This window comes from Stenotrophomonas sp. NPDC077659 (genome assembly GCF_050268705.1).
Lineage (GTDB): Bacteria > Pseudomonadota > Gammaproteobacteria > Xanthomonadales > Xanthomonadaceae > Stenotrophomonas.
On record NZ_JBNNHG010000124.1, the window covers coordinates 1 to 11583 of the forward strand.

The 11583-nt window shown below is 67.9% G+C and carries 7 protein-coding genes and 1 pseudogene; 3 read left to right on the forward strand and 5 right to left on the reverse strand.

Translation table 11 applies throughout. From position 1 onward, the window contains the following. Positions 1 to 12: 12 nt before the first annotated feature. Positions 13 to 1395 carry an L-serine ammonia-lyase gene (locus ACQKDV_RS15190; RefSeq protein ID WP_427784800.1) on the reverse strand — a complete coding sequence of 461 codons (1383 nt, stop codon included), beginning with the start codon at positions 1393 to 1395 and terminating at the stop codon, positions 13 to 15. A 99-nt stretch (positions 1396 to 1494) separates the two neighbouring features. Between ACQKDV_RS15190 and ACQKDV_RS15195 the strand changes: the two genes are divergently transcribed. Continuing rightward, the gene (locus ACQKDV_RS15195) at positions 1495 to 1725 is read left to right on the forward strand and encodes a glutaredoxin family protein (RefSeq protein ID WP_427784802.1); all 231 of its coding nucleotides are present in this window, start codon (positions 1495 to 1497) and stop codon (positions 1723 to 1725) included. A 71-nt stretch (positions 1726 to 1796) separates the two neighbouring features. On the opposite strand, the gene ACQKDV_RS15200 is transcribed toward ACQKDV_RS15195, so the two are convergent. Genes ACQKDV_RS15200 through ACQKDV_RS15210 form a run of 3 tightly spaced genes read right to left on the reverse strand, consistent with a single transcriptional unit; the run spans position 1797 to position 3586 of the window. Continuing rightward, positions 1797 to 2369, reverse strand: a complete 573-nt coding sequence (locus tag ACQKDV_RS15200; protein ID WP_427784803.1) for a YceI family protein — start codon at positions 2367 to 2369, stop codon at positions 1797 to 1799. A gap of 3 nt (positions 2370 to 2372) precedes the next feature. Then, positions 2373 to 2945: a cytochrome b gene (locus tag ACQKDV_RS15205; RefSeq protein ID WP_427784804.1), complete on the reverse strand. Its 573-nt coding sequence runs from the start codon at positions 2943 to 2945 to the stop codon at positions 2373 to 2375. After that, a complete protein-coding gene (locus ACQKDV_RS15210; protein WP_427784805.1) occupies positions 2942 to 3586 on the reverse strand; it encodes a YceI family protein in 645 nt (214 codons plus the stop codon). The genes ACQKDV_RS15205 and ACQKDV_RS15210 overlap by 4 nt, the downstream gene beginning before the upstream one ends. Before the next feature lie 165 nt (positions 3587 to 3751). On the opposite strand from ACQKDV_RS15210, the gene ACQKDV_RS15215 reads away from it, so the two are divergent. Beyond that, positions 3752 to 7303, forward strand: coding sequence for an ATP-binding protein (locus ACQKDV_RS15215; protein WP_427784807.1), 3552 nt, complete (start codon positions 3752 to 3754; stop codon positions 7301 to 7303). Positions 7304 to 7400: 97 nt separating this feature from the next. After that, positions 7401 to 10931, forward strand: coding sequence for an ATP-binding protein (locus tag ACQKDV_RS15220; RefSeq protein WP_427784808.1), 3531 nt, complete (start codon positions 7401 to 7403; stop codon positions 10929 to 10931). A gap of 499 nt (positions 10932 to 11430) precedes the next feature. Here the strand turns inward: ACQKDV_RS15220 and ACQKDV_RS15225 are convergent. Next, positions 11431 to 11583: pseudogene (locus ACQKDV_RS15225) on the reverse strand (multidrug transporter subunit MdtD); the annotation flags it as partial.

The window sequence follows — 11583 nt, forward strand, 5'->3', positions numbered from 1 at the left end:
ACCGCGCGGCCCTCAGCACTCGATGACGTTCACCGCCAGGCCACCGCGGCTGGTTTCCTTGTACTTGTCCTGCATGTCGCGGCCGGTATCGCGCATGGTCTTGATGACCTTGTCCAGCGACACCTTGTGCTTGCCATCGCCACGCATGGCCATGCGTGAGGCATTGATCGCCTTGACCGCGCCCATCGCGTTGCGCTCGATGCAGGGAATCTGCACCAGCCCGCCGATCGGGTCGCAGGTCAGGCCAAGGTTGTGTTCCATGCCGATTTCCGCAGCGTTCTCGATCTGGCTGGGGTTGCCGCCGAGCGCGGCAACCAGGCCACCGGCGGCCATCGAGCAGGCCACGCCCACTTCGCCCTGGCAGCCGACTTCGGCACCGGAAATCGAAGCGTTTTCCTTGTACAGAATGCCGATCGCTGCCGAGGTCAGCAGGAAATCGAACACACGCTGTTCGTTCGCACCCGGGCAGAACCGGTCGAAGTAGTGCAGTACCGCCGGCATCACACCTGCCGCACCGTTGGTCGGTGCGGTGACCACGCGGCCACCGGCCGCATTCTCCTCGTTCACCGCCAATGCGTAGAGGTTCACCCAGTCCAGCGTGGTCAGCGGGTCGCGCATCGCCGCTTCCGGCTTCGACGACAGCTCGCGGTACAGCGCCGGTGCGCGGCGGCCGACCTTCAGGCCGCCCGGCAGCACGCCTTCCTCGCGGATGCCGCGCGCCACGCACGACTGCATCGCGCTCCAGATCTCGCGCAGCTGCGCGCGGATCTCGTCCTCGCTGCGCCAGCATTTCTCGTTCTCGAACATCAGCTGGGCGATGCTCAGGCCGCTGCGTGCGGTCTGCGCCAGCAGCTCATCGCCGCTCTTGAACGGGTAGGGCAGCGGGGTTTCGTCGGGCACGATGCGGTCATCGGCGGCGTCATCCTGGTTGACCACGAAGCCGCCACCGACGGAGTAGTAGTCGCGGGTGGCGATCACTTCATCCTCGGCGTTGTACGCGGTGAAGCGCATGCCGTTGGTGTGGTACGGCAGCTTCTGGCGCTTGTTCATGCCGAGGTCGCGCTTTTCGTCGAAGGCGATCTCGTGCCTGCCCATCAGCTGGATGCGCTTGCTGCTGCGGATGCGCTCCAGGGTGGCCGGGATGATGTCCGGGTCGATCAGGTTCGGGCGCTGGCCTTCCAGACCGAGCAGGATGGCCGTGTCGGTGCCGTGACCGCGGCCGGTCAACGCCAGAGAACCGTAGACATCGGCGCGGATGCGCGCCACGTCATGCAGGCGGCCCGGGTCGAGCAGCCAGCGGTGGATGAAGCGCTCGGCGGCCTTCATCGGCCCGACGGTGTGCGAGGAACTCGGGCCAATGCCGATCTTGAAAACGTCGAACGTGCTGACAGCCATGGTTGCCGTACTGCGGGTACCGGAAGAGACCGCTATTCTAGCGGCTCATCCCGCAACCGATGGCTGCGGCGCAGCAATTCCAGCAAGGGGGCCGGACCGGTGTTGACCCTGTTCCAGCGTGATGACTGCCACCTGTGCGACATGGCGCTGGCCGAACTGGCCAAGGCGCGGGCCCCGGAATTCGAATCGGTGTTCCTGGATGACCAGCCGACGCTGGAAGCGCGCTACGGCGCGCGGGTGCCGGTACTGCGTGACGAGGTGGGCGGCCGCGAGCTGGATTGGCCGTTCGATGCGGCGACCGTGCAGGCCTGGTTGGCCGTCGATCGGTAGTGCCGGCCGCTGGCCGGCAACCCCGCGATGCCCGGTGATGCCGGCCAGCGGCCGGCACTACCGGATGCCGATCATTTCGCGTTGAACTTCACGATCGTGCTGATCGAGGTTTCGTCCGGGATGGTCTTGGTGTCGGCCCAGTCGCCGCCGCCCACACCGAAGTCCAGGCGCTTGACCGTGGCCTTGCCGGTCAGCACCGGCTGGGTGCCCGGCTTCCAGGTGAAGGTGAGGGTGACCGGCTTGCTGACGCCGCGCAGTTCCAGCGTGCCGTCGGCGGTGTACTGGTCGTTGCCCACGGCGCGGAAGCCCTTTGCGGTGTAGTGGGCAGTGGCGAACTTGCCGACGTTGAAGAAGTCCGCGCCCTGCAGCGTTGAGTCACGGTCGCTGTTGCCGCTCTTGGCGCCGGCCAGCGGGATCACCACGTCCAGCGAACCGGCGGCCGGGTTGGCCGGGTCGAAGCTGAGCTTGGTGGCAAAGCCCGGGAAGCTGCCGGTGAACACTTCACCGTCATACTTGGTGGCAAACACCAGGATGGAGCCGGCACCGGGGGCCTGCGCGTAATCGGCGGCGAGCACCGGGGCGGTGGCCAGCATGCCGGCCAGGGCGGCGGCCACGGCGGTCGGGGTGGTCAGTTTCAGGGTCATCGGTCAGTCCTTCTGGGGGGAGGCGAGCCAGCCGCGCGGCAACATCCGCGACAGGGTGGCATCACGCTGGAACAGGTGGTGGTAGAAGGCAGCGCCGGCATGGGCCAGCACCACCGCGATCAACAGCCAGAAACCATATTCGTGGATGGCATGGGACACTGCTACCGTCTGCGGATCGGGGCCGCTCAGCTTGGGCACGTCGACCAGGCCGAACCATCTGAACGGGCGCAGGCCGCTGGCCGAGTCGTACAGCCAGCCGGACAGCGGAATGGCGAACATCAGCACATACAGCAGCACGTGGGTGGCGCTGGCGATGCGTTCCTGCCAGCTGGGCACACCGGGCACCGGCTTCGGCGCGCCGGCATACAGGCGCCAACCGAGGCGGAACAGCGCCAGCGCCAGCACGGTGATGCCGATCGACTTGTGCGCGGTGTAGACCCAGAAGTACTTCGGCGTCTTGGGCAGTTCGCCCATGGTCAGGCCGACGATCCCCAGGGCAAGGATCAGCAGGGCGATCAACCAGTGCAGGGTCTGGCTGACACTGCCCCAGGCGGCGGGCGTGTTCTTGGCGGTCATCGGGGTTCCTTGGGGGCCGTCGTGCGGTCGGAGTGGGAATCGGGGGTGGGAGTTTCCGGGCCGTCACTGCGGTCGAACGCCGCCTCGGCCTCGATCCTCACCTGTACGACATCGCCGATCACACCGGGCCATGCGGTGATGCCGAACGCGCGACGGCTGAGGGTGGTCGTGGCCGAGAAGCCGACGGTGCGTCGGAACGGGGGCAGCGGATAGCGCTTGACGGCGTTGAGGGTAACCTCCAGTACCACCGGCTGGCTGACTCCGCGCAGGGTGAGGGTGCCGGCAACCCTGGCATGCGTGTCGTCGACGGGCTCCACATGGCTGGACACGAAGCGCGCGGTCGGGAACCGTTCGCCGTCGAGCAGGCTGCGGGCCAGGGTGGCCTGGTTCCACTTGGCATCGCCCAGATCCAACCGCGACACCGGGATCTGGACATCGAGTGTTGCCTCGGTCCAGTTGTCGGGATTGAACCGCAGTTGCCCCGCGCTGCCGGAGATCGTGCCCATCGCCTGGGAGTAGCCGGCGTGGTCGATGGAAAACAGCACGCGGGTGTGCACCGGGTCGATGCGCCATGCATCGTTGCCGGCCCACGCCGGAGCGGCGGCGAGCAGCAGGGGCAGCAGGGCGAGGCAGAAACGCATCGGCGACGGGCTTGGCGGAGAGGTGGCTCGATCATACGCATATGCCCCGCACCGCGCTGCGTGTACAGCTGCAACAGTTTGTGGCGGCAATGCTGCTGGAAACAGGCTGTTGCAGCGATGAACGCGGCCCTGTGTGACAATCGGCGCAGGACAGGGGGGGCAAGGATGAAGAGCGGCTGGCGCCGGTACAGGCGATGCATTGCAGGGGCAGGTCTGTTGCTGATGGCGTTGGCCAGCGCGGCGGCGACTCTGGACATGGCAGGTGAAACCCCGCGCCTGCGCCGTTTCGGTGCGGCCGAAGGTCTGCCCTCGCGCATGGTCCTGGCCTTGTCCGAAGACCGCAGCGGACACATCTGGGCAGCCACCGACGGCGGCCTGGCGCGCTATGACGGCGGCAGCCTGCGGGTCTGGCAGCACGATCCGGATCAGCCTGGCTCGCTGCCGGGCAACGAAATCGAGACATTGCTGGTCGATCCGTTCGACCGCATCTGGGTCGGCATCAACGGCAAGGGCGTGGCCCGGCTGGATGCGGGTCGAGAACGCTTCACCTCCTTCGATGCGCTGAACAACCAATGCCAGGGCCAGGCGTGGACCCTGGCCTATGCCGAGGATGCGCTGTGGGTCGGCAGCAGCACCCATGGCGTCTGCCGTCTCGGTGAGGATGGCAGCCTGCGCTTCTTCCGGCAGGCGCCGGGTGGCCTGCCCAGCGACACCATCTACAGCAGCCTGGTCGATGCGCAGGGGCGCCTGTGGCTGGGGACCGAGGCGGGCGTGGCGCGCTGGAATGGCACCGCATTCGAGACGGTGGCCGCGCGCGAACTGGCTGCCGTCAGCGTGCTGCGGCTGAGCCGCGACGCCGAGGGCGCGATCTGGATCGGCACCCAGAACGATGGCCTGTACCGGATCGATGCGCAGGATCGGGTCAGCCGACCGGGGTGGGCCGACAGTGCCCAGCTGCGCTCGGCAATCGTGCTGGCCGACCGCCAGGGTGGCTACTGGGCCGGCACGTCCGATGGCCTGCTGCGCGGCGACGCCCGCCAGCTGCGGCGGCTGGAAGGTGACCGCGGCAGTGGCTTCCTGACCCGCCATAGCGGCGTGCTGGATCTGCTGCAGGACCACGAAGGTGGCATGTGGGTGGCCCTGTTGACCCAGGGCTTGGCCTACCTGCCGCCGGACTGGCGTCGCTTTTCCACCTGGTACCAGCTGGACGGGCGGCCGCTGGACAGCCAGTACCTGCTGAGCGCGGCCAGCGACGGCAAAAACTATTTCATCGGCTCGGCCCATGGCGTCTACCAGATCAACGCGCAGGGCACGTTGAGCCTGCTGGCCAGCGACCAGCAGCTTGGCACCGGTGCGGTGTGGTCGGTGCTGCCGCGACCGGATGGCACGTTGTGGCTGGGCCGCGCCGGACGCCTCAGCGTCTATGACCCGGCCCGCCGCACACTGCGCGACTGGTCCATCGCTGGGGGGGCCGACCTTCGCCAGCGCATCGACCTGATGCGACAAGCGCCGGATGGTACGGTCTGGGTGTCGGTGATGAATTTCGGCCTGCAGCAGCGCAGCGCGGATGGCCGCGTGCTGCGCAGCATCGAGCTGGAAGCACTGCGTGGCGAGGGCGATGCGCCGGTGGAGCAGATCCGCTTTGATGCGCGCGGGCAGGCCTGGCTGGTGGGTGATATGGGCGTCTGGCGGGAGCAGGGCGAACGCTTTGTTGCCGTGCCCGGGGTATCGCAGGGCCAGATCTACGATCTGGTCTGGATCGATCCGCAGCAGCTGTGGCTGGCGCGCCAGGGCGCATTCGAACGCTACCAATGGGATGGCCTGGGCCTGCGCCTGATCCAGCGCGTCGACGCCACCCATGGCATGCCGCCGGTCAGCATGGGCGGGCTGGCGTTGGCCGCAGATGGCCGGTTGTGGGCGACCACGCCGCGCGGTCTGCTGCGCTGGGATCCGCAGACGCGGCGCGTGCAGCAGTTCAATGAACGCGATGGCCTGCCCGACGCGGAGTTCACCGGCCGGCCACCGGCCATCGGCGCCGATGGCCGGGTGCTGGCGGTGACCCAGACCGGGCTGGTCGGCTTCGATCCCAATGCACCGGACGTTGAACTGCCACCGTCGCAGCTGGTGATCGCGCAGGTGCGTGTGCGCCGCGACGATTCGCGCGGCTGGCAGCCGCTGCCGTCCAACGGCACGTTGCTGCTGGGGCCGGATGATCGTGATCTGCAGATCGATGCACGCCTGCTGTCCTATGCCAACCCGCAGGGCAACCGCTACCGGTTCCGCGTCGAGGGCTATGACCAGAACTGGGTGGAGCAGGGCGGTGATGGCCAGCGCACGCTGTCGCGGCTGCCGCCGGGGCTGTACGTGATCGAGGTGCAGGCGGCCACTGCCAGTGGCCCGTGGACGGCCTCGCAGCGGCTGCACGTCAAGGTGCTGCCACCCTGGTGGCGCAGCGGCATGGCCATCTTCGGCTATCTGATGCTGGGCTCGCTGCTGCTGCTGGTGCTGGTGTGGTCGATCCGCCGGCGCCTGCGGCGGCGCCAGCAGTGGCAGCTGACCGTGCACAAGCAGCAGCTGGCAGAACAGGCCTCGCAGGCCAAGAGCCGTTTCCTGGCCACGCTGGGCCATGAGGTGCGTACACCGATGACCGGGGTGCTGGGCATGAGCGAGCTGCTGCTGGCCACCGAACTGGACCCGGTGCAGCGCAGCTATGCAGGCTCGATCCAGCAGGCCGGCAGCCACCTGCTGCGGCTGGTGAACGATGCACTGGATCTGGCGCGTATCGAAGCCGGTCGGCTGGAACTGGATATCCGCCCATTCGATCTGAACGGCCTGCTCGACCAGGTGCAGGCGCTGATGCAGCCCATGGCACAGCAACGGCAGCTGGCGTTCCGGCGGCAGGATGCGCTGCCAGGACAGATCAGTGTCAGCGGCGACGAAATGCGGGTGCGGCAGATCCTGCTGAACCTGCTCGGCAATGCCCTGAAGTTCACCGATCGCGGCCACGTGGGATTGGGCGTGCAGCTGGAGGAGGGGGGAGGCGCGGTGACCTTCGAGGTCAGCGACAGCGGCCCAGGCATCGACGTCGAGCAGCAGCGCCGCTTGTTCCACCGCTTCGAACAGGCCGATGGGCCGCGTACCGCCTCGCGCTATGGCGGCAGCGGGCTCGGCCTGGCGATCTGCCAGGAACTGGCGGTCGCGATGGGTGGGCGCATCGACGTGGACAGCCAGCCAGGCAAGGGCGCGCGTTTCCATGTGCGGGTACCACTGCCCTGGACCCGCCAGCCGGCACCATCGCCGCAGCACGAGACCGCGGTGCGCCCGCTGCCGGCCCTGCTGCCGTCGCTGCGCATCCTGCTGGTGGAGGACGATGTCACTGTGGCCGAGGTCATCGCTGGCCTGCTGCGTGCACGCGGTCACCAGGTGGTGCACGTGCTGCATGGGTTGGCGGCGCTGTCGGAGATTGCCACCGAGGGCTTTGATGTCGGTCTGCTCGACCTGGACCTGCCGGCACTGGATGGCACCGCCATCGCCCGGCAGCTGCGCGCGCTGGGCTACGAGCTGCCCCTGGTGGCGGTGACCGCCCGGTCCGATGCCTATGCTGAAACCCAGGTACTTGCCGCTGGTTTTGATGGTTTCCTGCGCAAGCCGGTGACGGGTGACCTGCTGGTATCGGCGATCCAGCAGGCCCGGGTAAAACGTCAGGTGGATATCTGATCGGGTCACTGAGTGGAGTGAATGCGCCGCATTCGGTTTACCATGCCGACGCCGCGCAATGCGGGGTCCATCAACAGGCAGCGTGAGGAGGCAATCGGTGGCGTATCTGCGGGCGGCGACGCTGCTGCTGGTCCTCCTGTGCGTCCTGGCACCCGCCGCCGCACAGCCGGTGCCGCCGACACCGCGGCAGGTGACCGTCTTCGATGGCCTGCCGTCCAATACCGTCAACCGCATGGCCGAAGACCGCTACGGCTACCTGTGGATCGCTACCAATGACGGCCTGGCCCGCTACGACGGACGCAACTACCGCGTCTGGCGTTCCGAGGACGGGCTGCGCGACAACCGCATCTGGACGGTGCTGGTCGATGCCCGCAACGAGTTGTGGATCGGCACCGAGCATGCCGGTCTGGTTCGGATGTCGGCCGATCGCCGGCAACTGCGTTTCTACGACCGCAGCAGCCAGCCGCTGATGGCCAGCAACACGGTGTGGAGCGTGGCCTCCACCCCGGACGGTGCCATCTGGTTCGGTACCTACGGTGGCGGCCTGTACCGGCTCGACGCCCAGGAGCGCCTGCAGCGTTTCCTGCCCGAAGAGGGCAACCCGCGCAGCGTGCCAGCCGCCTCGGTGCCTTACCTGGCCACTTTGCCCGATGGCAGTCTATGGGTGGGGACCAAGCACGGTGTCGCGCGTTGGACCGGGGTGGATTTCGAGCGGATCGATGCATCCAAGACCGGTGGTCCGCTGGTCAACGGCCTGACTGCCGAAGCCGATGGCAGCCTGTGGATCAGCACGGTGTCCGGTGCGACGGTGCGCCGCCCCGACGGCCACTTCGAGACGCCGCCCTGGTCGTTGCCAGCGGGCGACCAGGTGCTGGGCATGATGCTGCGCGATGAGCAGGGTGGGCACTGGCTGGACACCCGCAGCGGCCTCGGGCGCGCGGTCAACGGGCAGTTCCAGACCGTACCGCTGTACAGCGCCGTGGCCCGTGGCCAGGTGCGGCCGAACTGGACCGGCGCCTATGAGGACCGTGAGGGCGGCATCTGGCTGGCCAGCACCAATGCCGGGCTGTGGCACCTGCTGCCACGCTGGTGGCAGTTCTCGGTGTTCTCGCGGCTGGAGGACGATCCGTCCTCGTTGCGCAATGCCTACGTGCTGGGCACCAGTCCCTCGGCCAATGGCGGGGTCTGGACGGTGGGCAGCCACGGCGCGCTGGACCGGTTCGACCCGGCCACCGGTGATATCGAGCAGCACCGCACCTTCCTCAATGGCATCCACTGGCTGACCTCGGTGCGTGAGGATGGGCGCGGCCAGGTCTGGGTCGGTTCGACCGATGCGCTGCTGCGCTACGACCCGCGCGGTGGCGCGTTGCGGCGCTGGGATCGTGACAGCGGTGCCGACGCCACGATGGAAGGCAACATCGATGCAATGGCCACCTGCGACGGCGACAGCCTGTGGTTGATGCTGGCATCGGGCCTGCAGCAGCGCGACCTCGACGGCCGTCTGCGTCGGCAGCTGGAGAATGGCCGCGACGGTCTGCAGGCCGGCCAGCTCAACATGGACGTCGAATGCGGGCCGCAGGACCGGATCTGGCTGGCCAGCAGCCGCGGCCTGCTGCGGTGGCAGCCCGATGCGCAGCGGTTCCAGCCGGTACCCGGCGCGCCGGCCACGCCGGTGTATGCCATCGACGTTCGCGCCGATGGCCAGGTGTGGCTGTCCGAGGACGGGCGCCTGTCGCGCTACCACTGGCGCAACGGTCGCCTGGAACGGCAGGCGGTGATCGGCAGCGAGCAGGGCTACCCGGCCATCGCCGCGACCGGTCTGGTGGTCGATGCACAGGGCGTCGCGTGGGCGTCCGGTTCCCGCGGACTGGTGCGGGTGAGTGCCGATGGCCGGAGCGTGCGCCTGTATGGCGTGCACGATGGCCTGCCCAGCCAGGAGTTCCGCGACCACACGCTGGTCGCCACCCCGGCCGGGCGGTTGGTGGCCGGCACGCCGGCCGGTGTGGTCGCGTTCAATCCCAGCCTGGTGCGCCCGTCGACCCGGCGCGCGCCGCTGGTGATCGAGCGCGTGGAAGTGCGCCGCAACGAACAGGTCCTGGACCTGACCCACGACACGCCGCTGCAGATTGCCGATGGTGATCGCGATCTGCGTATCGTCGCGCGCCTGCTGTCCTTCGCCGATTCGGCGTCCAACAGCTACCGTTACCGGCTGGCCGGCTACGACCCGGACTGGGTGGAAGTGGGGCCGGCCGGTGAACGCCTGTTTTCGCGACTGTCGCCAGGTACGTACCGGCTGGAAGTGCAGGCGCGTTCGGCCGACCACGTGTGGTCGCGCGTGGAAACCCTGGAATTCCATGTGCAGCCGCCGTGGTGGCGCAGCCTGTCCGGCCTGCTGGTGCTTGCTTCGATCGCGTTGCTGTTGACCAGCTGGTTCGCGTGGCTGTACCGGCGCCGCCTGCAGCGCAAGCATGCCTACCAGCTGGCCCTGCACAAGCAGGAACTGGCCGAACAGGCATCCGCTGCCAAGACGCGGTTCCTGGCCAACCTCGGCCACGAGATACGCACGCCGATGACCGGCGTGCTGGGCATGAGCGAACTGCTGCTGGCATCACCGCTGGACCCGCAGCAGCGCGGCTACACACAGTCGATCCGCCATGCCGGTGAGCATCTGCTGCATCTGGTGAACGATGCATTGGACCTGGCCCGGATCGAGTCGGGGCGGCTGGAGCTGCAATCGCGGCCGTTCGCACTGAACGGCCTGTTGCACGACCTGGCGGCCCTGATGGGGCCGCTGGCGGCACAGAAAGGCCTGCACTTCGTGCTGGACAACCAGCTGCCACCCGGCCTGCAGGCCACAGGTGATGCGATGCGCGTGCGGCAGATCCTGCTGAACCTGCTGTCCAACGCTGTGAAGTTCACCAGCCGAGGCACCATCACCCTGCGTGCGCGCTGCGAGGATGGCCCACGCGGCCTGCATTTCGAAGTGTGTGACACCGGCCCAGGTATCAGCCAGGCACAGCAGCAGCGTCTGTTCCGCCGCTTCGAGCAGGCCGAGGGCGCGCGCACGGCCGCGCAGTACGGTGGCAGCGGCCTGGGCCTGGCGATCTGCCGCGAGCTGGCGCAGGCCATGCAGGGACGGATCCGGGTGGAGAGCCAGCTGGGCACTGGCACCCGTTTCGAGGTCAGCCTGCCGTTGCCGTTGCAGCAGGACGGTATGGGCCAGTCCGATGAAGCAACGCCGGGCGATGATGCGGTGGCCGATATGCCATCGCTGCACGTGCTGCTGGTGGAAGACGATGTGACCGTGGCCGATGTGGTGATGGGCCTGTTGAGCGCACGCGGCCATAAGGCGGTGCATGCCGGCCACGCGCTGGCGGCGTTGCGCGAGATCAGCGCAGGTGATTTCGATGTTGGCCTGCTGGACCTGGATCTGCCAGGCCTGAGCGGTTTCGAGCTGGCCCAGCACCTGCGCAACCAGGGCTACATGCTGCCGCTGCTGGCGGTGACCGCGCGGACCGATGCGGACCTGCAGCAGCAGGTGGAGGCGGCGGGCATCAACGGGTTCCTGCGCAAGCCGGTGACCGGTGAGCTGCTGGTTGAAGCGATCGCGCGCGTGCTGGGCAGGTAGTGCCGGCCGCTGGCCGGCAACGTCAACGTCAACGTCAACGTCAAAAGCCTGCATTCCGTGGGTTGGCGGGGTGGGGCCGGTTGCGGGGGACGGCGCAAGTACGTCCATGTAGCCTCGGTCGCGCCATCCATGGCGCTCACGCCCCCGCAACCGGACCCACCCCGCCTCCGACAGTTCTCAGTGATCTGCCGGAAAGATGTTCTGCACTGGTGGGTGTCGACCTTGGTCGACACAGTAGATCCACGCCATGCGTGGATGAATTCGTTCGATATCTGACAGATGTGCCGACCAACGGTCGGAACCCACCAAGAGCCGCGCGGATGTGTCGAAGGCGGGGTGTCAGCGGCATGGATGCCGCTGCCAAGCCTGCACGGACGTATTTGCGGCGTCCCCGCAACCGGCCCCGCCACGCCAACCCACGGGATGCAGGCTTTTGATGTTGAGGTTGCCGGCCAGCGGCCGGCACTACCGCAGGTGCAGGGCGCAGCCCTGCAAAAAACTACTCCGCGACCGACTCGACCTGCCGTGGTTCCGGCTTCGTGTCCGGCAGCTGCCAGAAAATCATCGTCGAGGTCAGGGTGATCGCTCCCACGCAGATGAACGTCGCATGCAGCGCCGCTGTCGCACCATGGCCCTCCAGGTGCGTGCCGAA